At 63.7% G+C, this 24,201-nt stretch carries 25 protein-coding genes; 7 read left to right on the plus strand and 18 right to left on the minus strand.

Annotated features, from left to right (window positions below; all coding sequences use genetic code 11):
- Positions 1 to 8: 8 nt before the first annotated feature.
- Genes K3148_RS12920 through K3148_RS12935 form a run of 4 tightly spaced genes read right to left on the minus strand, consistent with a single transcriptional unit; the run spans position 9 to position 3,463 of the window.
- Complete coding sequence (locus K3148_RS12920) at positions 9 to 734, minus strand: N-formylglutamate amidohydrolase (protein WP_221426726.1); 726 nt, start codon at positions 732 to 734, stop codon at positions 9 to 11.
- The gene (locus K3148_RS12925; RefSeq protein ID WP_221425167.1) at positions 734 to 1,546 is read right to left on the minus strand and encodes a 4-(cytidine 5'-diphospho)-2-C-methyl-D-erythritol kinase; all 813 of its coding nucleotides are present in this window, start codon (positions 1,544 to 1,546) and stop codon (positions 734 to 736) included. Before K3148_RS12925 ends, K3148_RS12920 begins: the two co-directional genes overlap by 1 nt.
- A gap of 15 nt (positions 1,547 to 1,561) precedes the next feature.
- Complete coding sequence (locus tag K3148_RS12930; protein WP_221425168.1) at positions 1,562 to 1,810, minus strand: hypothetical protein; 249 nt, start codon at positions 1,808 to 1,810, stop codon at positions 1,562 to 1,564.
- Between the two features lie 6 nt (positions 1,811 to 1,816).
- On the minus strand, positions 1,817 to 3,463 hold the full coding sequence (locus K3148_RS12935) for an electron transfer flavoprotein-ubiquinone oxidoreductase (protein ID WP_221425169.1): 1,647 nt from the start codon (positions 3,461 to 3,463) through the stop codon (positions 1,817 to 1,819).
- 82 nt (positions 3,464 to 3,545) lie between these two features.
- On the opposite strand from K3148_RS12935, the gene K3148_RS12940 reads away from it, so the two are divergent.
- Genes K3148_RS12940 through moaB form a run of 3 tightly spaced genes read left to right on the plus strand, consistent with a single transcriptional unit; the run spans position 3,546 to position 6,584 of the window.
- Positions 3,546 to 4,331: a uracil-DNA glycosylase family protein gene (locus K3148_RS12940; RefSeq protein WP_221425170.1), complete on the plus strand. Its 786-nt coding sequence runs from the start codon at positions 3,546 to 3,548 to the stop codon at positions 4,329 to 4,331.
- The gene (locus tag K3148_RS12945; protein ID WP_247711583.1) at positions 4,328 to 6,043 is read left to right on the plus strand and encodes a lytic transglycosylase domain-containing protein; all 1,716 of its coding nucleotides are present in this window, start codon (positions 4,328 to 4,330) and stop codon (positions 6,041 to 6,043) included. Before K3148_RS12940 ends, K3148_RS12945 begins: the two co-directional genes overlap by 4 nt.
- A gap of 13 nt (positions 6,044 to 6,056) precedes the next feature.
- Positions 6,057 to 6,584 (plus strand): molybdenum cofactor biosynthesis protein B, encoded by a 528-nt coding sequence (gene moaB, locus K3148_RS12950; protein ID WP_221425172.1) that lies wholly within the window; start codon positions 6,057 to 6,059, stop codon positions 6,582 to 6,584.
- Here the strand turns inward: moaB and K3148_RS12955 are convergent.
- Positions 6,581 to 7,093 carry a YcxB family protein gene (locus tag K3148_RS12955; RefSeq protein ID WP_221425173.1) on the minus strand — a complete coding sequence of 171 codons (513 nt, stop codon included), beginning with the start codon at positions 7,091 to 7,093 and terminating at the stop codon, positions 6,581 to 6,583. The two genes, moaB and K3148_RS12955, sit on opposite strands and share 4 nt — an antisense overlap.
- Before the next feature lie 75 nt (positions 7,094 to 7,168).
- Here K3148_RS12955 and K3148_RS12960 point away from each other — a divergent pair, with 75 nt between their 5' ends.
- Positions 7,169 to 8,245 (plus strand): PA0069 family radical SAM protein, encoded by a 1,077-nt coding sequence (locus tag K3148_RS12960; protein WP_221425174.1) that lies wholly within the window; start codon positions 7,169 to 7,171, stop codon positions 8,243 to 8,245.
- Here K3148_RS12960 and K3148_RS12965 read toward each other — a convergent pair.
- The 11 genes from K3148_RS12965 to K3148_RS13015 form a co-directional block, all read right to left on the minus strand.
- A complete protein-coding gene (locus tag K3148_RS12965) occupies positions 8,242 to 8,673 on the minus strand; it encodes a DUF1330 domain-containing protein (protein WP_221425175.1) in 432 nt (143 codons plus the stop codon). The two genes, K3148_RS12960 and K3148_RS12965, sit on opposite strands and share 4 nt — an antisense overlap.
- A 10-nt stretch (positions 8,674 to 8,683) precedes the next feature.
- Positions 8,684 to 9,229: a pseudouridine synthase gene (locus K3148_RS12970; RefSeq protein ID WP_221425176.1), complete on the minus strand. Its 546-nt coding sequence runs from the start codon at positions 9,227 to 9,229 to the stop codon at positions 8,684 to 8,686.
- The gene (locus K3148_RS12975) at positions 9,226 to 9,798 is read right to left on the minus strand and encodes a hypothetical protein (RefSeq protein ID WP_221425177.1); all 573 of its coding nucleotides are present in this window, start codon (positions 9,796 to 9,798) and stop codon (positions 9,226 to 9,228) included. The genes K3148_RS12970 and K3148_RS12975 overlap by 4 nt, the downstream gene beginning before the upstream one ends.
- A 62-nt stretch (positions 9,799 to 9,860) precedes the next feature.
- Positions 9,861 to 11,459 (minus strand): long-chain fatty acid--CoA ligase, encoded by a 1,599-nt coding sequence (locus K3148_RS12980; RefSeq protein ID WP_221425178.1) that lies wholly within the window; start codon positions 11,457 to 11,459, stop codon positions 9,861 to 9,863.
- A gap of 47 nt (positions 11,460 to 11,506) precedes the next feature.
- Entirely contained in the window at positions 11,507 to 14,980 is a 3,474-nt protein-coding gene (gene dnaE / locus K3148_RS12985; protein WP_221425179.1) for a DNA polymerase III subunit alpha, read from the minus strand.
- A gap of 75 nt (positions 14,981 to 15,055) precedes the next feature.
- The gene (locus K3148_RS12990; RefSeq protein WP_221425180.1) at positions 15,056 to 15,385 is read right to left on the minus strand and encodes a hypothetical protein; all 330 of its coding nucleotides are present in this window, start codon (positions 15,383 to 15,385) and stop codon (positions 15,056 to 15,058) included.
- Positions 15,386 to 15,416: 31 nt separating this feature from the next.
- On the minus strand, positions 15,417 to 15,896 hold the full coding sequence (locus K3148_RS12995) for a glutathione peroxidase (RefSeq protein WP_221425181.1): 480 nt from the start codon (positions 15,894 to 15,896) through the stop codon (positions 15,417 to 15,419).
- A gap of 7 nt (positions 15,897 to 15,903) precedes the next feature.
- Entirely contained in the window at positions 15,904 to 16,425 is a 522-nt protein-coding gene (locus K3148_RS13000) for a hypothetical protein (RefSeq protein WP_221425182.1), read from the minus strand.
- A 78-nt stretch (positions 16,426 to 16,503) separates the two neighbouring features.
- A complete protein-coding gene (locus K3148_RS13005; protein WP_221425183.1) occupies positions 16,504 to 16,782 on the minus strand; it encodes a hypothetical protein in 279 nt (92 codons plus the stop codon).
- Between the two features lie 50 nt (positions 16,783 to 16,832).
- Positions 16,833 to 17,519 carry an ABC transporter ATP-binding protein gene (locus K3148_RS13010; protein WP_221425184.1) on the minus strand — a complete coding sequence of 229 codons (687 nt, stop codon included), beginning with the start codon at positions 17,517 to 17,519 and terminating at the stop codon, positions 16,833 to 16,835.
- Positions 17,512 to 18,753 (minus strand): lipoprotein-releasing ABC transporter permease subunit, encoded by a 1,242-nt coding sequence (locus K3148_RS13015; RefSeq protein WP_221425185.1) that lies wholly within the window; start codon positions 18,751 to 18,753, stop codon positions 17,512 to 17,514. The genes K3148_RS13010 and K3148_RS13015 overlap by 8 nt, the downstream gene beginning before the upstream one ends.
- Positions 18,754 to 18,924: 171 nt before the next feature.
- On the opposite strand from K3148_RS13015, the gene purF reads away from it, so the two are divergent.
- From purF to K3148_RS13030, 3 genes are all read left to right on the plus strand, one after another.
- Positions 18,925 to 20,415 (plus strand): amidophosphoribosyltransferase, encoded by a 1,491-nt coding sequence (purF, locus tag K3148_RS13020; protein ID WP_221425186.1) that lies wholly within the window; start codon positions 18,925 to 18,927, stop codon positions 20,413 to 20,415.
- 1 nt (position 20,416) lies between these two features.
- Complete coding sequence (locus tag K3148_RS13025) at positions 20,417 to 21,124, plus strand: SDR family NAD(P)-dependent oxidoreductase (RefSeq protein ID WP_221425187.1); 708 nt, start codon at positions 20,417 to 20,419, stop codon at positions 21,122 to 21,124.
- A gap of 121 nt (positions 21,125 to 21,245) precedes the next feature.
- The gene (locus K3148_RS13030) at positions 21,246 to 21,593 is read left to right on the plus strand and encodes a PilZ domain-containing protein (RefSeq protein WP_006832268.1); all 348 of its coding nucleotides are present in this window, start codon (positions 21,246 to 21,248) and stop codon (positions 21,591 to 21,593) included.
- 131 nt (positions 21,594 to 21,724) lie between these two features.
- Here K3148_RS13030 and K3148_RS13035 read toward each other — a convergent pair whose 3' ends face one another.
- Positions 21,725 to 22,879, minus strand: coding sequence for a serine hydrolase domain-containing protein (locus tag K3148_RS13035; protein ID WP_247711584.1), 1,155 nt, complete (start codon positions 22,877 to 22,879; stop codon positions 21,725 to 21,727).
- A 47-nt stretch (positions 22,880 to 22,926) separates the two neighbouring features.
- The gene (locus K3148_RS13040; protein WP_221425189.1) at positions 22,927 to 24,174 is read right to left on the minus strand and encodes an SAM-dependent methyltransferase; all 1,248 of its coding nucleotides are present in this window, start codon (positions 24,172 to 24,174) and stop codon (positions 22,927 to 22,929) included.
- Positions 24,175 to 24,201 lie beyond the last annotated feature (27 nt).

Consider the following 24,201-nt stretch of genomic DNA (forward strand, 5'->3'; position numbering starts at 1 on the left):
GATCCGCTTTAGACTTCGAGCGCGACGCGCCCCATGACATCGGCCAGCATCATCGCCCAGCGCGACTGGCCTGCCTCGGTCGTAATCTGGTCCTGCCGGATTTCCACGGTGCAATAGGGGATACCGTTGGCTTCCGCGTGGCGATCCATCGTCGCGTTCAACTGCTTTCCCGAATAAGGCTGGTTGTCGCCCACGGTCAGGCCCTGCTCGGCGAAGAGGCGGATGGCGTGACGCGCGGCGCGATCGTCCTGATTGTAGAGCAGCGAGACTTCCCAAGGGCGCTCATCGTCGCTGGTTTCCAGGCTCGGGGTGAAGCTGTGCAGCGCGACCAGCATGCGCGGTTTGACCTGCGCGATCATCTTGCCGAGCGCCTCGTGATAGGGCCGATGATAATTGGCTAGCCGCGCCTCGACATTGGCGCCGATGTTGCCGGGAATGAGTTTTCCGTCGCTCTCGGTCGGTACCACGGCGGCTTCGTCCTCGCGGCGATGGAAGTCGCAGACAAGGCGGCTGACGCAGGCGATATGGGCCGGCATATTGTGGCGGCGCGAGAGGCGGTCGGCGATGCCCTCCACCCCGATATCGAGCGCAATATGCTCGTTCATCAGCTTGGGATCGATGCCGAGTTCGATGCCTTCGGGCACGAAATTCGACGCGTGATCGGCCACGCACATCAGCCCGCCGGGCCGCACATCCTCCGCACCGACCTGGCGATACGGCAGATTGTCGATCATCATCGAAGATTACCCTTCATCTGCCACCAGTCCGGATGGTCGGCGGCGAGGCGCGCGGCGGCTTCGTCGCGCGCGAAATTGCTGTCGTAGAGCGCGAAACAGGTCGCGCCCGAACCGGACATACGGGCGAGAAACGGCGAAGTTCCGCGCAAGGCGGCGAGCACGCCTGCAATCGGGGGGCAAAGCGAGATGGCGGGCGCTTCGAGATCGTTGCGCCCTTCGACCGCAATACGGAGGGTGTCGCCATCGGGAAGCGGCCCGCGATCGATCCCGTCCCACGCCTTGAAGACCGGCCCCGTGGCAAGCGGCGTGCGCGGATTGACGAGCAGGACGGGCGTATTCGCCATCGCTTCATCGGCGGGTTCAAGTTCGGTCCCTGTGCCGCGCCCCAGACAGGTCCGGCTTTCGACGCAGGCCGGGACGTCCGCGCCCAACTTGGCTGCGCGTGCCTGCCAGTCTTCGGGCAGACCATGCGACTGCTCGACCATCCGGAAAATGGCCCCCGCATCGGCCGAACCGCCCCCAAGACCCGCTGCGACGGGGAGGTTCTTCTCGAGAGTGACCTCCAGACCGTCGGGCCGAGGCAAAGCCCCAAGCGCCTGCATCACGATGTTATTGAAAGGATTGTCCAGCGCACCGCCGAATTCACCGATAGTGTTGAGGCTGTCCCGCTCAGCAGAATGCGCCGTCAGGCGATCCCCGCCATTGACGAACGCGAAGACGGTTTCGAGCTCGTGATAGCCATCCTCGCGCCGCCTGCGGACATGCAGCGCGAGGTTTATCTTGGCGTAGGCGGCGTCTGTGATCGTCACAAAGCAACCACGGGATTAGGGCACTTCAATATTTTGCTCCGTCCCAGGAGGAAGCTCTTTCAGCTCAAGCTCCCATCGCTCGTTAACTCTCTCAATTTGAATATGAAACGTGGGACCTTCACCGCCGCTATTCATATACCACAGATCAATGAGGTCACCTTCAACGGCGACAAACTGGATGAAATCCATATCGACATAAGAGCCGATGTGTTCGGAAATCAGTTGCGCAATATCCAGCCCGCCGACTCTAGAAACCTTGCTCACTGACCCTCACATATTCGGGTAGTTCGGGCCGCCGCCGCCTTCGGGCGTGGTCCATTCGATGTTCTGGTTCGGGTCCTTGATGTCGCAGGTCTTGCAATGCACGCAGTTCTGCGAGTTGATCTGGAACTTGGGCTCGGCGCCCTCCTCGATGATCCACTCGTAAACGCCTGCCGGGCAATAGCGGGCCGAAGGGCCGCCGTAGACTTCCAGCTCGCTTTCCCGCTGCAATTCGCGGTCGCAAACCTTGAGGTGGACCGGCTGGTCTTCGGCGTGATTGGTGTAGCTGAAGCTGACATTGGTCAGGCGGTCGAAGCTCAGCGTGCCGTCGGGCTTGGGGTATTTCACCGGCGCGAAGAGGTCGGCGCGTTCGAGCATCTCATGGTCACGGTGGTGCTTCATGGTGATCGGCAGGCCGATCTTGAGCGTGCGCATCCACATGTCGATGCCGGCGAGCACGGTGCCGAGGTCCTCGCCATATTTGGCGACGGCGGGCTGCGCGTTCTTCACCTTCTTCAATTCGGTCGCGATCCAGCTGTCGCGCACGGCAGCGTCGTAATCCATCAGTTCGGTGTGCTCATGTCCCGCGGCGATGGCAGCCGCGATGCTTTCGGCGGCGAGCATGCCGCTCTTCATCGCCGTGTGCGTGCCCTTGATGCGCGGCACGTTCACGAAACCGGCCGAACAGCCGATCAGCGCACCGCCAGGAAAAGCGAGCTTCGGTACGGACTGCCAGCCACCTTCGTTGATGACGCGCGCGCCATAGGCCACGCGCTTACCGCCTTTAAGGATGGCGGCCACCTCGGGGTGGTGCTTCCAGCGCTGGAATTCCTGGTAAGGCGAAACGTAGGGATTCTTGTAATCGAGCGCGGTCACGAAGCCCAAGGCCACCTGTCCGTTCGCCTGGTGGTAGATGAAGCCGCCTCCCCATGTGCCGGTCTCGCTGAGCGGCCAGCCCTGCGTGTGGATGACCTTGCCCTGCTCGTAGACTTCAGGATCGACATCCCACAACTCCTTCACGCCAAGGCCATAGACCTGCGGCTCGCAATCGGCCTCGAGGTCGAATTTCGCCTTCATCTTCTTGGTAAGATTGCCACGCGCGCCTTCTGCGAAGAGCGTGTATTTCGCGTGGATTTCCATGCCGGGCTGGTAATCGGGCTTGTGGCTGCCATCCTCAGCAATACCCATGTCCTGCGTCACCACGCCGGCGACCGCGCCCTTGTCGTCGAAGAGGACTTCGGCGGCGGGGAAGCCGGGGAAGACCATCACACCCAGCCCCTCGGCCTGTTCGGCCAGCCAGCGGCAGGTGTTGCCGAGCGAGGCGGTGTAGTTGCCGTCATTGCTCATGAAGGGCGGCAGAAGGAATTCGGGCAAGTCGGACTTGCCGCCTTCGGAAAGCACCCAGTGGTGGTTCTCCGTCACCGGCGTTTCGGCGAGCGGGCAATCCATGTTCCGCCAGTCGGGGAAGAGCTCGTTCATGGCCTTGGGATCGACCACGGCGCCCGAGAGGATGTGCGCGCCGATCTCGCTGCCCTTTTCCAGCACGACAACCTCGAGGTCCTCGTTGATCTGCTTCAGTCGGATGGCCGCCGAAAGGCCGGCCGGGCCGCCGCCGATGATGACGACCTCGCAGGGCATCGATTCGCGTTCGCTCATATCTCTCTCTTTTCGTCGCTTAAGCGTTGGGATTGCCTTGATTGCTGGGCGGTTTGAGGTCAAGACCTAGGGCGGACGGAAAATGATCGCAGACACACTGGAAACCCGCGAATTATCGCCTGCTGACGCGCTGGAAGCCGCGCTCGACTGGTGGCGCGAGGCGGGCGTCGAGGACGATTATCGCGACGAGGCTACCAGCTGGCTGGCAGAGCCCGAAGAAAAGCAGGCCGTAGCGTCGCCCAAGGCGAAGAAACCGCCAGAAGAGCCCAGGCAGACCCCGCTGCAGCGCGCCTTCGAGGCGACGGCTCCGGCAGACAGGATCGGGGGCGCGCGAGAGGCCTATCCCGACAGTCTCGAAAAATTTCGCGAGTGGTGGCTGGTCGAGCCTTCGCTGGCCAGCGCAGGTCCGGAAAGCCGCCTGCCGCCGCGCGGAGTAGCGGGAGCGAAGCTCATGGTCCTCATCCCCGAACCGATGGAAGGCGATGGCGAGGCGCTCCTGTCCGGCGCGCCAGGCAAGTTTGTCGAGGCCATGCTGTCGGCCATGGGGATCGCCCCGCACGAAGCCTATCTGGCGAGCGCCCTGCCCGCCGGTGTCACCCTGCCCGACTGGGCCGATCTGTCGGCACGCGGCCTCGGGGACGTCACGCGGCACCATGTCGCACTGGCGCAGCCGCACCGCGTGCTCGCATTCGGGCGTTCGCTCGCCCCGCTCTTCGACATCGCGCCGGAAATGGCGCGCGAACCGGGCGTGATTAAGGCCGGCGACAAGACCCTGCCCCTGCTGCTCGCCCCCGAGCTTGCCGAACTCGCCCGGTCGGCCCCGCGCCGCCGCAATTTCTGGAACCGCTGGTTGGAATGGACCGCATGACCCTACGCCCCCTGCTCCTCGTTGCTGCTTCTGCGCTTGCGGGAATGGCCGCGCCGGTTGCCGCGCAATCGGACAGCGTCGCCTATTTCGGCCGTTCGCACGCGCAGGCGCTGCCGCAACTGCTTTCCGCCGACGATAGGCTCTATTATGCCTCGCTCTTCGACGCCCTCGAAGCGAAGAACTGGGACCGGTTCGAGCTTATGATCTCGCAGCGGCCCGAGGGTCCGCTGCACGGCGCCGCACTGGCGACCTATTTCCTCGATCCCGACAGCCCTCGCATCGAGCTCTCCCGCATCGAGGACTGGCTTCGCCGCTATCCGAACAATCCGCAGGTCGAAGGTATCGTGCGCCTTGGCCAGACGCGAGGCCTCTCCTGGACGCCGGACCTGCCGCGAGAGCGTGCGCTTTCCCGCCAACCCGGGCTCACACGGCGGGGCCTTCCCCCCACCATCAACGACGCGACCATGCCCGACAACGTGCGCAGCGCCATTCTCGAGCGGATCACCAATGACGATCCCGATGGAGCCCGGCTGCTGCTCGACGGTGTCGATGCGTCGCTCTCGTCAGCCGCACGTGCCGAATGGCGGCGCCGGGTGGCGTGGAGCTACTACATCGAGAACCGCGATGCCGAGGCCTATGGCATGGCACAGCTGGTCTCTCAGGGGTCCGGCCCCTGGGTGCCCGAAGGCGAATGGGTGGCGGGTCTTTCCGCTTGGCGGCTGGGCGATTACCGCCGCGCCGCCTACCATTTCGACGCTGCGGCAAGAGGAGCGAGCGACGCCGAACTCCAGACGGCGGCGCATTATTGGGCCGCGCGCAGCCTCATCCGCTGCCGCGACCCGCACCTTGCCGATGCGCATTTGCGCAGCGCCGCGCGGCACGACGAAACGCTCTACGGCATGCTGGCCAGCGAACGGCTCGGCAAGGCCCTGCCGGACGATCACAGCGCCCCCGATCTGACCGCTGCGGACTGGCAGCGCCTTGCGAACGAACCGGCAGTGCGCGAGGCGGTCATGCTCGCCGAAGCCGGGCGCCGCGATGTGGCCGACGAAGTGCTGCGCTGGCAGGTCCGCTACGGCGATCCCGACGATTTCGGCGCTCTGACCCGCCTTGCCCGGGCTTTGGGGCTTGCCGGGGCGCAGACCTACATGGCCTGTAACGCCCCGCGCGGCACCGCTTCACCGCCGAACCTGCGCTGGCCAGTCGCCTATCACACCCCTCATGGCGGGTGGCGCATCGATCCGGCGCTCGCCTACGCACACGCGCTGCAGGAATCGAGTTTCCGCGAGCGCGTGGTCAGCCCCGCGAACGCTATCGGGCTTATGCAAATTCGTCCGATCGCTGCGCGCGAATACGCCTCTTCGATCAACATGAGCGCCAATGCGGATCTGAAGGATCCCAAGACCAACCTGGCCTTCGGACAGCGCACGCTGGAGGCGCTGGCGCAGGCTGGATACACGGGCGGCACATTGCCCAAGGTCATGGCCGCCTATAACGCCGGTCCCACGCCCGTCTCGCGGTGGAACGCCGAAGTAAACGACCAGGGCGATCCGCTGCTCTGGATGGAATCGATCCCTTATTGGGAAACCCGTTCCTACGTGGCGATCGTGATGCGCAACTACTGGATGTATTTGCGGCAGGCGCAGGCCGATGCGCCGAGCCGCGTGGACCTGGCCGAGAACGACTGGCCGCTGTTCCCGCGGACGCGTTAGGAGGAGACAGGGCATGGCCATAGACGAAAGCGCAGCCTTCAAGCCAGTTCATATCGCGCTGCTGACCATCTCGGACAGCCGCAAGCTCGACGATGACACGTCGGGCGATATCCTCGCCGAGCGCATCGGAACGGCCGGCCACCACCTCGCCGCGCGCGAAATCAGCCGCGACGACAAGAACGAGATCGCTGCCCATCTTCATCGCTGGATCGACGACGAGCAGATCGACGCGGTGATCACGACCGGCGGCACAGGCCTGACCGGCCGCGATGTCACGCCCGAGGCGCTCGACCGGGTGAAAGACAAGGACATTCCCGGCTTTGGCGAGCTTTTTCGCTGGCTCAGCTACGAGACCATCGGCACCAGCACCATCCAGAGCCGCGCCTGTGCCGTGATCGCGCGCGGCACCTACATCTTCGCCTTGCCCGGCTCGAACGGCGCGGTGAAGGATGGCTGGGACAAGATCCTCGCCGCCCAGCTCGACAGCCGCCACCGGCCTTGCAACTTCGTCGAGCTGATGCCCCGGCTGCGGGAGCGCTAGAGCGTATCGACCCCTGCTTCGGTAAGCTTGCGGATCAGGACCGCAGCATCTTCCCCCAGCGCAAGCTTGGGGACCGGATTGAAATAGGCTTCCGTCTGGCTGAGCAGGATCAGCCGGTCTGTCTCGGCCCAGGCGTATAACTCAGCGAATGGCAGCCGCGCATGACCCCGATCGCTCGAAAAGAAAATCGCTTCATCGTCGAACTCCAAGCGATGTTCATCGCGCAGGGCTGCGCTCTGCCGATACTGCCGTCGCATCATCATGGGTGCGAGCAAATGCGGCACGAACCAGACCAGCGGTAGTCCGATCCCCAGCGACAGGAGCGACAGCAGGTTGATTGCGCCGTCTTCTATCACATCGAGAGCGATCAGGAGCAAGGCGCAAGCAATAAGGCCGAAAAGCAGGTAACGCGCCGGAGGCTGCGTGAGCCGCCGCCGGAAGAACAGCCGCCCCGCCGCCGCCAGGTCGCGCTCTTCGACGCGATAGATATAGGGTCCATGTCGTTCCATCGGCGCAGCTTTGCCAGATCCCGCCAGATACACAATAGTTCTTGCTTTGTTCTTCCACGGACCTAGACTGACGGCATGTCCCAGAGTGCAATCTCAGGACGCGGGGCTCAATCGGCCGCCGTGCCAACGCGATTCGGCCTCGCCACGCGAGAGGCCGATGGCGACTGGCGCGATCATATGGTCGCACTGGACGGTCCGCCGCCCAAATTGCGCACGCATGTGACGGATGAGCATCCGAAGACGATCCTCAGCTTCAACCAGTCGCACGACATCTTCTTCGACCGCTCGATCAACGCCTATCGCGGGTGTGAGCACGGCTGTGTCTATTGCTTTGCGCGCCCTACCCATGCCTATCACGACCTCTCGCCGGGCCTTGACTTCGAGACGCAGCTGTTCGCCAAGCCCAATGCCGCCGAACTGCTCCGCGCAACGCTGGCCAAACCGAAATACCGGCCCAAGCCGATTGCCATGGGGACCAACACCGATCCCTATCAGCCGATCGAGCGTGACTACCGGATCACGCGATCAATCTTGGAGGTGTGCCTCGATGCGCGCCACCCGGTGACGATCACGACAAAGTCCGACCGCGTGCTGGACGATCTAGACTTGCTGGCGGAGATGGCCGAGCGGCGCCTTGTCGCAGTGGCGATATCGGTGACGAGCCTCGACCCGAAGCTTTCGGGCAAGCTCGAACCACGCGCAGCTTCCCCGGCCAAACGACTCGCAGCATTGCAGAAACTGGTCGAAGCAGGCGTGCCCAGCCACTGCTCGGTCGCACCCGTCATCCCGGCCATCACCGACGAGTTCATGGAGGAGATAGTCCAGCGCGCCGCCGCCATCGGGGTCGACAGCGTGGGCTGGATCCCGCTGCGCCTGCCGCATGAGGTCGCACCGCTCTTTCGCGAGTGGCTCTCCGTCCACTACCCGGAACGCGGCGATAAGGTGATGAGCATCGTCCAGTCGATCCGCAACGGAAAAGACAACGACCCCAATTTCTTCTCGCGCCTCAAACCGACCGGCGTCTGGGCCGACCTCTTTCGCGCACGGTTCCGCCTAGCCTGCAAGCGCGCGGGACTGGGCAAGGCGAAGTTCGAACTGGATTGCACGCAGTTCAGGCCGCCCGCTGTCGGAGGGCAGTTGCGGTTGCTCTAGAAGCCCTCCCCCGCATCGCCCGGTGCAAATCGCACCAGTCGGCTGTCGGCCAAGGCCGCCGTGCGATTGACTACCGCCTTCTGATAGTCCGGGTCCTTGATCATCTCGAAGAAAGCGCCCGAGTTCGGATATTGCGCGACGAAACCGTCGTGCCATTGCATCGCCTCGGGACCCGTCACCACCGTCTGGAAGGCGCCGCGCCAGACGATGCTGCCGCCCACTCGGCGAAAGATCGGGCCACTGGTCTTGCCGTACTCTTGATAGGCGCGGCGGCCACTCCATCCCTTCCCCGCGTTCTCGTGACCAGCGGGATAAGCGGCTTCTTCGCGATAACGCAGGAGGTTGAGCATATGGATCGGCTCGTCGCGTGGCAGGTCCTTGAACGCCTGGAAATTCGCGGGGCTTGGGTCGATGTAGGTCTTGGTCACACTGCTCTCCTCATACCTCGATTTCACGATAGGTGCCCGGCGCGATGCCCTCGACGCTCCACTCTCCGATCCGCCAACGGATGAGGCGAAGTGTCGGCAGGCCCACGGCGGCCGTCATGCGGCGGACCTGTCGGTTTCGTCCCTCGTTAATCTCCAGCGCAATCCAGCTGTCAGGCACGCTCTTGCGATAGCGCACGGGCGGGTCGCGCTCCCACACGGGCGGCGGATCGATACGTTTTGCGCGGGCGGGTCGGGTCATACCGTCTTTGAGTTGGACGCCGCGGGCCAGCTGCTCAAGAGCCTCATCCCCCACCTCCCCTTCCACCTGCACAAGATAAGTCTTCGCCATCTTGTAGCGCGGCTCGGCGATTCGCGACTGGAGCCGCCCGTCATCGGTCAGCAGGAGCAGCCCCTCGCTGTCCTTGTCCAGGCGCCCCGCAGGATAGACCTCCGGAACGTCCACCAGGTGCGCGAGCGTGTCCTCGACACCCTCCCTGCCCCCGGTGAATTGCGACAGCACACCGAAGGGCTTGTTGAGCAGGATCAGGCGGCTCACAGCCCCTCGATCGAACGATACCGGTAGTCGAAAGTGCGCACGCCATCTTCTACCACCACCCGGTAAGCGAGCGGCATTCCGTCTACCGTGCGCCAATCGCTGAACCGGGCGACAATCGGGGACTGACCCTTTCGATAGGCGAGGATGGCGAATGGGATACCCGTTCGAGGGTCTGACTGCAGGGCCCGGTAGTGCACACCGAAGAACCGCGACCCCTCGTTCCCGATTTTTTCACGGCAGGGGGCGTCCTCCGTTCCGCAGGAGCGGATCATCGATACACCCTCGTTTAGCTCGGCAAATTCGGAAACTTGCGCGTGAAACAGCTGCGATTCGATGTGAAAGATATAGCTTTCCGGGATTTCGGTGCGCTCGCCGCCCTCAAGCGAATACGCCGTTTCGCCATCGGTGGAGTAATGCACGATCCGGTCGGAATATTCGGCCTTGTAGAAGGCACCGCGCGGGCCATAACCGGTCGTCACGCTGTACTGCGTGCCATCCGACACGGTGACATCGGCAATCGTCAGTAAGACCGGCCTGTCGGGAAGCGCCGCGATCCCCTTGTCGGACACGGCGCAGCCCCCAAGCGCGAGGCTTGCCGAAACGACCGATGCTGCAAGATTTCGTCTGTTCATTACGCCTCGAGCTTGTAGTCGGCGAACCGGTCGCGCAGGTCTTTCTTGCTGATCTTTCCGGTGGCGGTGTGCGGGATATCGTCCACGAACTCGACCGCATCGGGCAGCCACCATTTGGCGACCTTGTCGGAGAGGAAATTGAGGATCGACTTGTCGTCGCAATCCTGCCCTTCCTTTTTCACCACGAACAGCACCGGGCGCTCGTCCCATTTGGGATGGAACATGCCGATGCAGGCCGCTTCGGCCACCGCCGGGTGGCCGACGGCGGCGTTTTCCAGCTCCACCGAGGAAATCCACTCACCGCCCGATTTGATCACGTCCTTGGTGCGGTCGGTGAGTTGCAGCGTGCCGTCGGGATGGAGCATGCCGACATCGCCGGTGTTGAACCAGCCATCCTCGGTCACCGCGTCTTCCTCGGCCTTGAAGTAGCGCTTCACGACCCAAGGGCCGCGAATCTGAAGCGCGCCGCTGGTCTTGCCATCGCGCGGCAAGACCTTGGTCGGATCGTCGAGATCGACCGTGCGCAGTTCGACGCCGAAGATCGGGCGGCCCTGCATCATCGTCTTGGCGACCTGCTCCTCGAAGGAAAGCTGGTCCCAATCGTGGGTGGGGCCGCCAACCGTGCCGATCGGGCTGGTCTCGGTCATGCCCCAGGCGTGCTGGACGCGCGTGCCGTTCTTCATCAGCCGTTCGATCATGAACTTGGGCGCGGCCGAGCCGCCGATGGTCGCCGCCCGCAGTTTGGGCAGTTCGAGATTATTGGCGTCGCAATACTGGAAATGCGCCAGCCAGACGGTCGGTACACCGGCGCTGTCGGTCACGCCTTCGCGCTTCATCAGCATATCGAGCACCGCGGGATCGTTGACCTGGCTGAAGACGAACTTCATCCCCGCCATTGCGCCGGCATAGGGCAGACCCCAGCTGGCGGCATGGAACATCGGCACGACGGGGAGATAAACCGAAGAGGTCATGCAGTTTAGCGCGCTCGGCTGGAGGCCCGCCATGGCGTGCAGGATCGTGCTGCGATGCTCGTACTGCACGCCCTTGGGATTGCCCGTGGTGCCGCTGGTGTAGCAGATCATGCAGGGTTCGCGCTCGTCGCCCTCGACCCACTCAAACTCGCCATCCTCGGCGCCGATCCAGTCCTCGAACGAGGTGGTGTGTTCACCGCTGTCGAAGCAGATGTAGTGCTCCACCTTCGGCCAGCGATCTTTCATCTTGTCGATGATCGGCTGAAACATGGCGTCGTAAATCACCACGCGGTCGTCGGCGTGGTTGATGATGTATTCGAGCTGGTCCTCGAACAGGCGCGGATTCACCGTGTGGAGGACGCCGCCCATGCCCGCGACGCCAAACCAGCTGACGAGGTGCCGCGCGTGGTTCATCGCGATACTGGCGACCTTGTCTCCCGGCTTCAGCCCCAGCCTTTGTAGCGCCTGCGCCATCTTGAGCGCGTCGCGGCGAATGCCGGCCCAGTCGGTGCGGGTTTCCGTCCCGTCCGCCCAATAGGTGAGGATTTCGCGGGTCCCCGCCTCACGTGCCGCGTGGTCGATCACATGCGTCACGCGCATGGTCCATTCCTGCATCGCTCCGAGCATTCCAGCCTCTCTCCTTGCCTCGTGCGCCTCTCTCCGGCGCGTGTCGGTCAGGCGACGAGGCGAAGGTGCGAGCCGCCGCGCCGCTTGTCGAGCTGCACCTTGGCAAGGCCCGGCACGCTTGCCAAGCGTTCTGCAAGCTCCCCGTCGAGCGCGAAGTCGCGTCCCAGTCGCATGGCAGGTTCAAGCTCGCCGCCGATCCGTAGCGTCACGAGCACTTCGTCCTGTCCCTTGCCCGCCTCCGACAATTCCGCACTGAGCGTTTCGACCGCAGCGATATCGAGGATATCGAGCGTCAGGATCATCGGCGTGGCGCCTTTGACCTCCGCCAGCGGAGTACCGCCGCGCACGGTGATGCGGGGCGGTTCGTCGGGACTCGGCAAATCGAGTTCGACCTGGAGGAGGACGCAGGTCTGCTCCTCGGCCCATTTAAGGAAGCGTTCGACCATGCCTTCTTCGAAGCAAGCCGCGCTGAACTGGCCGGTCGCGTCGGAGAAATCGGCGCGGATGAAGGGTTTGCCGCGGCGCGTGGTGCCCTTGTTCACCTTCTCGACCATGGCCGCCATCACCGCGTTGGAGCGGCCACCGGAGGGCGCCCCGCCCGACATCAGTGAGGCATACGTTCTCGCACCATTGGCCGAAGCGATGTCCTTCCACGCGGCAACCGGATGGGCGGAGAAATAGAAGCCGAAATTCTCGCGTTCGCGCGCCATGCGTTCGGCGCGCGGCCAGTCCTCGACCTCGCGCAGGCGCAGTGTCTCGCCCGGAGCATCCTCGCCGCCGAACATGCTCGCCTGACCGCTGGTGCGTTCACGATCGGCCGCATCGGCGACCGCCAGCAGCATGTCGGCGTTCTCGAAGACCTTGGCGCGGTTGGGCTCGAGACTGTCGAGCGCACCCGCACAGGCCAGCGCTTCCAGCTGGCGCGAATTCATCGAGCCCTTGGGAATCCGCTCGAAGAGGTCCTGGAGGCTGTCGAACTGGCCGGATACCTCACGCTCGGCGACGATATTCTCCATCGCCTTCTCGCCGACATTGCGGATGCCTGCGAGCGCGTACCGCACGGCGTAGCCCGTATCGGTCTGCTCGACGGTAAACTCGGCTTCGGACTTGTTGAGGCACGGCGGCTCGACCGCGATGCCCTGCCTGCGCGCGTCGTCGACGAAGATCGTCAGCTTCTCCGACTGGTGCATGTCGAAGCACATGGATGCGGCAAAAAACTCTTCTGGGTAATGCGCCTTCAGCCACGCGGTCTGATACGCGAGCAGCGCGTAAGCGGCGGCGTGCGACTTGTTGAAGCCATAGCCTGCGAACTTGTCGATCAAGTCGAACAGCTCGTTGGCCTTGGCTTTCTCGATGCCGCTGACTTCCTTACACCCCTCCACGAAGCGTTCGCGCTGGATGTCCATTTCGGCCTGGACTTTCTTACCCATCGCGCGGCGCAGCAAGTCTGCATCGCCGAGCGAATATCCGGCGAGGATCTGCGCGGCCTGCATGACCTGTTCCTGGTAGACGAAGATGCCGTAGGTTTCGGCGAGGATGCCTTCGAGCTTCTCGTGCGGGTACTCGATTTCGACTTCGCCCGCCTTGCGCTTGCCGAACAGCGGGATGTTGTCCATCGGACCCGGCCGGTAAAGCGAGACTAGCGCGATGATGTCGCCGAAATTGGTCGGCTTCACTGCGGTCAGCGTGCGCCGCATCCCTTCCGATTCCAGCTGGAACACGCCGACGGTGTTACCCGCCTTCATCAGTTCGTAGACTGCCGGATCGTCCAGTTCGAGCTGCGACAGGTCGATCGTGATATCGCGCTTCTTGAGCAGGTCGGTCGCCTTCTTGAGGACCGACAGCGTCTTGAGGCCGAGGAAGTCGAATTTGACGAGGCCGCTGCTCTCGACATTTTTCATGTCGTACTGCGTCACCGGCATGTCGGAACGCGGGTCGCGGTAGAGCGGGACCAGCTGCGCCAGCGGCCGGTCGCCGATCACCACGCCGGCCGCGTGGGTCGAGCTGTTGCGCGGGAAGCCTTCCAGCTGCATCGCGAGGTCGATCAGGCGCTTGACCTCGTTGTCGTTGTCGTACTCGGCCTTGAAGTCGGCCGCCCCATTGAGCGCGCGCGGCAGCGTCCAGGGGTCGGTCGGATGGTTCGGCACCATCTTGCAGATGCGGTCGACATGACCGTAGCTCATCTGGAGGATGCGGCCCGTATCGCGCAACACGGCGCGGGCCTTCAGCTTACCGAAGGTGATGATCTGCGCGACATGGTCGTGGCCGTACTTGGCCTGCACATAGCGGATCACCTCGCCGCGGCGGGTTTCGCAGAAGTCGATGTCGAAGTCGGGCATCGAGACGCGTTCCGGGTTGAGGAAGCGTTCGAACAGCAGGCCAAGCTTGATCGGATCGAGGTCGGTGATCGTCAGCGCCCACGCAACGAGGCTGCCTGCACCCGAACCACGGCCCGGCCCCACCGGAATATCGTGGTCCTTTGCCCATTTGATGAAGTCGGCAACGATCAGGAAGTAGCCGGGAAAGCCCATCTGGTTGATGATCCCGACCTCGTAATCGAGGCGGTCGAAATAGACCTTGCGCTCGTCCTCCGGCAATTCGCCATAGGGTTCAAGCCGCGCTTCGAGGCCGCGCCGCGCATCCTCTTCCAGCATCTTCGCCTCGCCTTCGAGGTCACCGGCGAGGCTGGGGAGGATAGGCTTGCGATAAGGCGGCGCATAGGCACAGCGCTGGGCGATGACGAGCGTGTTGGCGGTGGCTTCGGGCAGGTCGTCGAAGGCCTCGTCCATCATGTGCGCGGTCTTGACGTAAGCCTCGGGATTGGACTTCGGGCGCTCGTCCGCATCGACATGGGTCGAGTTCGCGATACACAGCATGGCGTCATGCGCCTTGTACATATGCGGCTCGGCGAAATTGGCGGGATTGGTGGCAACGAGCGGGAGGTCGCGCTCATAGGCGAGGTCGACCAGCGCCGCCTCCGCGGCTTCCTCGACCGAGTTTCCGCGGCGGGCGAGCTCGATGTAGAGGCGGTCCGGGAACAGCGCCTGCAATTTGTCGAGCAGCGCGGTGGCGTGGCTCGTCTGGCCTTCCGCAAGCAGTCGGGTGACGCCGCCCTCGCTCGCGCCGGTGAGTGCGATCAGGCCCTCGGTGCGCCCTTCAAGTTCGCTCATCTGGATATGCGGCTCGAACTCCAGCGGGCGTTCCAGATGCGCTTTCGACACGAGGTGGCAGAGATTGTCATAGCCCGCCTCGCTCTGTGCATAGAGCGGCAAATAGTCGACCACCCGGCCTTCCTCGTCGCGCGCCACGCCGAGCAGTGTGCCGGTAATCGGCTGAATTCCCTCCGCCTTGCAGGCGTTGGCAAACATGACCGCGCCGTAGAGGCCGTTGCGGTCCGCAATCGCGATGGCGGGAAAGCCGCGCTCCTTCGCCAGCTTGGCCATGGCCTTGGGGTCGATCGCCCCTTCGAGCATCGAATAGGCCGAGAGCACACGCAGCGGGACGAAAGGCTTGTAGGGCATCCCCACAAGGTAGGATTTCGCGCGCCAATCGCAAAGCGCCGGCGGCGGGTTATTCTCCACCGCTTGTGGAGAAAATCACTCCTCGTCGGGCGCGGCGATCTTGCGGCGGGTGTCGCGGATCGTCGACCACGCCCCGTAGACGACCAGCGCGGCGAGGAAGATCCACACCCAGACCGGGATATTCCGCCCTGCAATCGCAAGATAGATATAGGCCGAAACGAAGAAAAACCCGGCGGCGAGCGTCGGGACCACGGTCGAGCGCCCCGCCCTCGCCCGCTTCACCAGCCAGGCGATCGAGGCGAGGAAGAAGGGGATCGCACCCACATAGATCCCGCCGAAGATATAGGGGTTCACGCCGTATTCGGCGCCGAGCGAGAGAAACCACTGGTTGATATCGGAAAGCATGACCCGCCTTTCGAACGCCGCTGCAATCCGGTTACAGCAGCTTCTCGATATCCTTCGCGATACCCGCCGGAGCGTCGGCCGGGCCGTAGCGCTTCACGACATTCCCCTCGCGGTCGATCAGGAACTTGGTGAAGTTCCACTTGATCGCTTTCGACCCCATCAGGCCGGGCGCTTCCTTTTTCATCCAGTCGAACAGCGGGCTGGCCTCGTCGCCGTTCACGTCGACCTTTTGCATCAGCGGGAAAGTGAGGCCGAAATTGACCTTGCAGAACTGCTCGATCTCCTCCGCATCGCCCGGTTCCTGCGCGCCGAACTGGTTGCAGGGAAAGGCGAGCACTTCGAAGCCCTTGTCGCCATAGTCCTGGTAAAGCTTTTCCAGCCCGTCGTACTGCGGAGTGAAACCGCATTTGCTGGCGGTGTTGACGACCAGCAGCACCTTGCCGAGCTTCTCCTGAAGTTCGAGCTCCTCGCCCTTGTTGGTGGCGACGGTGAAATCGGCAATCGTGGTCATCGGCGGGTCAGTCCTTGCGGCGATAGATCAGGTCGAAATAGTCGGTCCAGGTAGGGCCGTGGTCCTTGCTGGCCTGTCCGTGTTGGCGCACGCTGCCGTCGTCACGCAAACTATATGTCATTCGCACGAGCAAAGGCGTTCCATCGGCAGCCTTGCCCCATGGGCCGGTGAGGATCATTTTTCCGTCGACCGGGCCTCCGTCGAAGAACACGCGACCCGGTGTGCCCCCGACCCACAGCTGATGCCAGCCCTCGGTATCGGGATCGTAGGCGGAAAGGCTCGTGCCGCCCCGCCCCCGAAGCGGCATCCAGGTTTCCCGGATCGCACAGCCAGCGCTCACTTTTTCGATACGGCTTTCGGCCACCTTTGCGGGCTCGCCATCGGCACGGTGGGGATAAACATCCCACTCACCGACCCAGAAATCGAAAGCCTCGTAAGGCTCTCCTTCGCATTTCGGGGGAGTCGGCGGCGGCGCTGCTGCGTCCGGCGCAGCGGCCTGTGCCGTCAGCAAGATCAGGAATTCGAGCATGATGTAACCTCCCTCACCTCAAGCCTAGCTGGGTGAAGCCGAAAGGCCAGAGTTCATCGGCCAAGGGCGCAAAGGCGCTTACGAAGGGGGAAAGCCATCGCTGCGCGAAAGATCGATGATCTCCTCGATATGGTATTCGCGATCGCCCAGTTTCTCGATGTAGTAATCGGAACGCTCTGCTTGGGGCAGCAGCATGACATGACGGATAAGTTCGGCGAAGGTGCCGCTGCGCAGCCCCTTGGCACCGTCGAGCACGCCGTCGCCATCGCCCTTGCGATGAAGGGCCGCGCGGTCATCCCACTGGATACCCTTATGCTGCGTAGCATCGCCCTTGTAGGTGCTCGGATGGTCGGTCATGCAAAATTCCTCCTTTTGCCTGACCAACGGCTGAGACGCGTTCCGGGTCCTTATTCGAGCACGCCTTCGTGCAGGCGCACTACGCGGTCCATGCGCGCTGCGAGCCGTTCGTTATGCGTGGCAATCAGCGCCGCACTGCCCTCGCCCCGCACCAGCGCGAGGAATTGCTCGAGCACGCGGTCCGAGGTGGCCTCGTCGAGGTTGCCGGTCGGCTCATCCGCCAGCACGAGATCGGGCCGGTTCGCCAATCCGCGGGCCACGGCAACACGCTGCTGCTCGCCGCCCGAAAGCTGGCTCGGGCGGTGATCGAGGCGATGCTCGAGACCGAGCGCGGTAAGGAGTTCCTCCGCGCGCGCTTCGGCGTCCTTGCGCGGCGTTCCTGCCACGAGCTGCGGCAGCACCACGTTCTCGCGCGCGTCGAAGTCGGGCAGGAGATGGTGGAACTGGTAGACGAAGCCAAGGTGATCGCGGCGCAGGGAAGTGCGCGCGTTGGCGTTGCTCTTCTCGGCCGAGTGCCCGGCAATCAGGATTTCGCCGCCGAAGCCGCCCTCGAGCAGTCCCACCGCCTGCAAGAGCGTCGACTTGCCCGAACCGGAAGGCCCCAACAGGGCGACGATTTCGCCCGGCATGATGTCGAGATTTACCCCGCGCAGTACGTCGATACGCACGCCGCCCTGCTCGAAGCTACGAGTAAGGCCGCGCAATTCGACCACGGGGCGCAGATGGGCGTTACTCATAGCGCAGGACCTGTACCGGATCGGTGCTTGCCGCCTTGAGCGCCGGGTAAAGCGTCGCGAGGAAGCTCATCACCAGCGCGAGCCCGACGATCATGGCAATCTCCACCGGATCGGGCTTGGAAGGAATGGTGCTGAGAAAGCGCACCTGCGGGTCCCACAGATCGGCTCCGGTCAGCCAGCTGATGCCCGCCACGATCTGCTCGCGGAAGCCGAGAACCAGCGCGCCCAAGATGAGGCCGGCAATCGTACCAAGCGCCCCGACCGTAAAGCCGGTGGTGACAAAAATTTTCGTCAGGCTGCGGCGGGTCGCCCCCATGGTGCGCATGATCGCAATGTCGCGCGTTTTTGCGCGCACCAGCATGACAAGGCTCGAAAGAATGTTGAATGCGGCAACCAAGACCATAAAACTCAAGGCAAAAGCCATGGCCGCGCGTTCGACCTGAAGCGCCTCGAACAGCGTCGCGTTGATCGTCTTCCAGTCGCGCACCACGGCCCGTCCGGCGAGACTTTCCTGAACCGGTGCGAGGATTTCGCCGACCTCGTCCGGATCGGTCACCTGCACTTCGATCATGCCGATCTTGTCGCCGGTGAGAAGGAGCGTCTGCGCGTCCTGCATCGGCATGACGACGAAGGCGCCGTCGTAATCGTAGACGCCGACCTCGAAGATCGCGGCGACCTCGTAGCCTACCTGGCGAGGTACCGTGCCGAAGGGCGTCGAGCGGCCCTGCGGGTTGATGATCGTGATCGTATCGCCGACGCGCGCGCCGATATTTTCCGCGAGGCGAACCCCGATGGCGACCTTGCTCGCGCCGGGCTGCAGCGCGTCCATGTTGCCGCTGATCGACTTTTCGCCGAGTTCGCGAATGTCCATCTGTGTGTTTCCTCGCAGCAGGATCGCCTCGACGCGGCCGTTGAAGGTGGTCAGCAGCGGCTGTTCGATAAGCGGCGAGGCTTCGACCACGCCGGGGGTCTGCCGGACCTCCTCGAGCACATTCTCCCAATCGTCGAGACGACCGCCATAGGCCTGAACGATGGCATGGCCGTTGAGGCCGACGATCTTGTCCAGCAGCTCGGCGCGGAAGCCGTTCATCACGCTCATCACGATCACCAGCATGGCGACAGAGAGCATGACGACCGTTATGGAAATGCCCGCCACGAGCGCGATGAACGCCTCGCTCCTGCCGGGAAGCAGGTAGCGCTTGGCGATGGTTCGTTCGAAAGGTGAAAGCAGCAAGGCGACCCTTGGCGATAATTTGGCGTTGGATGGGGCGTTTAGGCACAGTTTCGTGGCGGCGCAATGAACGGGCGCAAAATCTCCCCCGCCGCCTGTCTCACAAACCTTGTAATCGCGCCGTAACATCGCCATTGGGGCCGCATTCGGTTGGCAGCGCGGACGAGCCCCCACATGAATACGCCCCTCGGGAACTGCACTCACCCCTTCCTCGACGAGGATGGCGACAAACTCCGCGAAGAATGCGGCGTGTTCGGCGCGATCAACGCGGCCGATGCGACCGCGGTCACCGCGCTCGGCCTCCACGCCTTGCAGCATCGCGGACAGGAAGCGGCCGGGATCGTCGCCTGGGACGGGGCGGAGTTCCGCGTTCGCCGCGGCCTCGGGCACGTGGCGGAGAACTTCTCCTCTTCCGAAGCGATTGCCGAATTGCCCGGCCATATGGCGGCGGGACACGTGCGCTATTCAACGACCGGCGGATCGGGCCTGCGCAATGTGCAGCCGCTTTACGCCGACCTTGCGAGCGGCGGCTTCGCCGTGGCGCATAACGGCAATATCTCCAACGCCGGCACGCTGCGCGAAGAACTGGTCCAGCGCGGGGCGATCTTCCAGTCGACGTCCGACACCGAGGTGATCATCCACCTCGTCGCGACCAGTCGCTATCCCACCATTGTCGACCGGTTGATCGACGCGCTGCGCCTGCTCGAAGGTGCCTATGCGCTGATCGTGATGACGCCCGAGGGCATGATCGCCTGCCGCGATCCGCTGGGCATTCGTCCGCTGGTCATGGGCCGCATCGGCGATGCCACGGTCTTCGCCAGTGAGAGCGTCGCTTTCGATGTGGTCGGCGCGGAAATGGTTCGCGAGGTCGAGCCGGGCGAGCTGATCAAGGTCGATTACGACGGCAACATCGATTCTTTGCATCCCTTCGGATCGCACAAGCCCCGCCCCTGCATTTTCGAACACGTCTATTTCAGCCGCCCCGACAGCTTCTTTGCCGGACGCAGCGTGTACGAAGCGCGCAAGGCCATCGGCGCGGAGCTCGCCAAGGAAAGCCCGGTGGAGGCCGATCTGGTCGTCCCCGTGCCCGACAGCGGCGTTCCCGCAGCCATCGGCTATGCGCAGGAAGCCGGTATCCCCTTCGAGCTGGGCATCATCCGCTCGCACTATGTCGGGCGCACTTTCATCCAGCCATCGGACGGCGCGCGGCACGCAGGGGTGAAGCGCAAGCACAACGCCAACCGCAATCTCGTCGCGGGCAAGCGGATCGTCCTGATCGACGATTCCATCGTGCGCGGCACCACCTCGCTGCAGATCGTCGAGATGATGCGCGATGCGGGCGCGAAGGAAGTCCATTTCCGCGTCGCCAGCCCGCCGACGGCGCACAGCTGCTTTTACGGCGTCGACACGCCCGAGCGCAGCAAGCTGCTCGCCGCGCGCATGGATGTCGAACCCATGTGCGAATTCATCAAGGCCGACACGCTCGCCTTCGTGTCGATCGACGGCCTCTACCGCGCCGTGGGCGAAAAGCCGCGCGTGAAGGAATGCCCGCAATTTTGCGACGCCTGCTTCACCGGCGATTACCCGACCTCGCTGACCGACCTCAACCGCCGCGAGGATAAGCAGCACGAACTCGCGCTACCCGTTGGAAAAAACGCCGCCTGACATGACCAAGTCGCTTGAAAACAAGCTCGCCCTCGTAACCGGCGCCAGCAAGGGCATTGGCGCTGCCACTGCTCTCGCCCTGGCCGAAGCCGGTGCGCACGTTGTGCTAACGGGCCGCGATGTCCGCGCGCTCGAGGCGGTCGAGGACCGGATCCACGATGCGGGTGGCGCTTCTACCATTGCGCCGGTCGACCTTGGCGAAAGCGACGGGATTGCCCGCCTCGCCTCCGCCATTGCGAGCCGCTGGGACAAGCTCGACATCCTCGTGATCTCGGCCGCCTACCTCCCTACCCTCACGCCCGTGACGCAGATCGACGGGAAGCAATTCAGCCAGGCGGTCACCACCAACCTCCTCGCCACGCAGGCGCTGCTGGCGAATTTCGATCCGCTGCTCAAGCGCGCCGAGGCCGGACGCGTGATCGGCCTTACCAGCAGCGTAGGTAAAGACCCGAGGGCGTATTGGTCCGCCTATGGTGCTACCAAGGCTGCGTTCGACAATCTGCTCGATAGCTACGCGCAGGAAGTCGAAAAGATCGGCAATGTCCGCGTGGCGGTGCTCGATCCCGGCGCGACTCGCACCGCGATGCGGGCAAAAGCCTATCCGGGCGAAGACCCGAAAACGGTGAAAGGGCCCGAAGTGGTCGGAAATCGCATCGTCGAGCTGGTTGTTAACGATTATCCCACGCGCCACCGAGAGCGGGTGGAATAAGCCGTTAACCCTGCCCCGTGACCTTTCCTTAAGCCCGACGCGAGAGATTCCGATAAATGTCGCGCGCGTCTCCGGTGCGTGGCGAAACGGTACTCGGACTCAGGGCAAAAGGTCGGCGGACATGAACTACCAGACGCAAGATCGCTACACGATGGTCGCGCAAGAAGATCGCTGCGCGCCTCGCACGAAACTCACCATTCCCGGACAACTGCGCGCCAGCGGTGGCCGCGCCTTCCAGACGGTCGTTCACGACCTCTCGATCTCGGGCTTCTCGGCTGCGGCGATCAACCGCATGCACGAAGGTCAGATGTGCTGGCTGACGCTGCCGGGCTTGGAATCGCTCCAGGCGCAGGTCGTCTGGTGGGAAAACTGCATGGTCGGCTGCGCTTTCAACGAGCTGCTCTCGCCGATCGTGCACGACAACATCCTCGCGCGTTACAGCGGTCAGGGCGCCTACCGCCCTTACTGATCCAGACGAGCAAGGCGACGACACCGACAGCTTTGGCGGCGGCCTGATGGGCCTGGCCTGAACCGTGTCCGGATGGCTCGTCGTCGGTGGCGGTGAGCCTTACGGCCTCCGCCACCACTCGCATCGAGAGACTACTGCGCGCTGAGCGCGATCTGACGCACCAGCTCCTGAAACTTGTTGCGATTGGCGGCGCTCGTCGCGGTCGGCCAATTGCTGACCACCGCGACCACGAGACCCTGTTCGGGCACGATGGTGATGGCCTGTCCGAAAATACCCTGCGCGCCGTAGGTGTTACCGGGGTAGGACCACCACTGATACCCATAGCCATAGCCGGGAGCGCGCGGCCCGAAATCGACCTGCGGCGCGCCCGCCTCGGCGAACCAGCCTTCGGGAACGACACCCTCGCCGCCCTCCAGTACGAACTGACCGAAGCGCGCATAGTCGGGCAGGCTGAGCGACAGGCAGCACCCGCCGATATTCCCGCCCGTCAGGTCCTGCATCCAGAACAGGCCGTTCTCGAAGCCTGACGGCTCGACGATCTTCTCGGCGGCATAGGCTGCCAGCGACTTGCCCGTGGCTTCCTCGACGATCAGGCCGAGGAGATTGGTCTCGAGCGTCTTGTAGACCCACTTGTCCCCCGCCGGAGCCTCGCGCGTCAGCGTGCGGGCATAGGTCACCGCCTGCGACTCCCCCGCAACAGGCGTAACGGCGAGCATCTTGGCGACATCGCTATCGGGATCGGTGTAATCCTCGTTCCACGCCACGCCGGAGGTCATGGTCGCGATCTGGCCGACCGTGACACCGTCATAGGCGGTCCCTGCCAGAGCAGGGATGATACCGGTCACGGGCGCATCGAGGCTCTCGATATATCCGTCCGCAATGGCGGCACCCAGCAGGGTCGAGGTGAAGCTCTTGGCAACCGAGAAGCTGGTCCAGCGCTGGTCGGGCGCAAAACCGAGGCCGTACTCCTCGTAAACGACCTTACCGTCTTTCAGGACCATCACGCCAGCAGCAGCCGTCTCGGCCATGAATTGCCGCGCCTTGGCCGCGCTAGCTTCATCGAGGGGCGTTCCGGCAGGAAAATTGCGTGTCTGGTTTGCAGGCGCGACTTCGAGACCCGGAAAGAGGCTCTCCATGTCGCGGAATGCGGCCGAGCGGCGTTCGTCGCTCCAGAACAGGATCGAGTCCGACGGATCGAGGCTCGCCATGGTCTGCGGCGTCGATTGCGTGACGGCCGGGACCGTTGGCATTGCAGGTGCAATCGCAGGCTCATCGTAGGTGCTCACGCAAGCGCTCAAGGCCAGTGCCAGTGTCGAAACCAGAACGGTCCGCATTATTCTTCTCCCTCTTTCACCAGCGTCACCTGGTGGACATCGATGCCCCCGCCGCGGAAGCCGCCCTCGCAATACATCAGGTAGTAGCGCCACAGATCGCAGAACCGCGCGTCGAAGCCCGCGGGCAAGCGCCCCTCTTCCACGGCGCGGTCGAAATTAGCGCGCCATTCCAGCAGCGTCTCGGCGTAATCGAGGCCGAAATCCTTCTGGTCGGTCCATTGGAGCCCCCGCTCCTCTGCCAACTTGCGGAATTCGCTGGTGCGGATCAGCAGGCCACCGGGGAAGATATAGGCCTGAATGAAATCGGCGCTCTTTGCGTATTCCTCGAACAATTCGTCGCGGATCGAGATGTACTGGATCGCCGCACGCCCGCCGTGTTTCAGGTTTCGAGCAACGCAATCCATGAAGGTCGGCCAGTATTCCCGGCCCAGCGCTTCGACCATCTCGACGCTGACGATGGCATCGTATTGCCCCGAAGTGTCGCGATAATCCTGCTTGCGGAAATCGATGGCGCTCGCATGGTGCGACCGCGCCCAGGCCAGTTGCTCGTCCGAGAGGCTGATGGCGGTCACATGGCTCCCGCGCGCCTGCAGGTAATCGGCGAGAGCGCCCCAGCCGCAGCCGATCTCCAGCACCGTCTCCGCATCGCCCATACGTTCGTACAGTGCCGCCCACTTGCGCTTCTGCGCGGCTTCCAGAGCATCGTCGGCCACGGCCAGCGCGGACGAATAGCTCATCGTTGGGTCGAGCCATGCCGCGTAGAAATCGTTGCCGAGGTCGTAATGCGCGGCAATGTTGCGTTGCGCGCCCTCATGCGTGTTGCGATTGAAGAGATGCGCCAGCTTCAGCGCCCGGCGGAACGGACCTTTGGCGCGCGCGGTGTCGCCCATCCGTTCGGCGTGCTCCATGAACATGGCGAAGAGCGGGACGGGATCGGGGCTCCACCACTCCCCCGTTTCCCAGCCTTGGTAGAGGCCGACCGAGCCATTCGTCGCGATGCGGACCAGTGCGCGGTAGCTGCGCAGTTCGAAGACGCATTCGAAGCCGGGCGCACGGCCACCCAAGGTGCGCGGCGTGCCGTCGGGGAGCGTGCCGTGGATGGTCCCGGTAACCAGCGCCTCGTCGATGCGCGAGAGCATCTTCTCGACACCCGGCGCAAGCAAGCGCGCCAGCAGGCCGGGCTTGCGCGCAAAGGGCTTTGCGCCCTCGACAAGGCTGCGTCCGCGCGGGCTGGTCTGCATATCCATCCGCGCGCCTATGCCGCGCCGCAAAGC

The organism is Qipengyuania aurantiaca (assembly GCF_019711375.1).
GTDB classification, from domain to species: domain Bacteria; phylum Pseudomonadota; class Alphaproteobacteria; order Sphingomonadales; family Sphingomonadaceae; genus Qipengyuania; species Qipengyuania aurantiaca.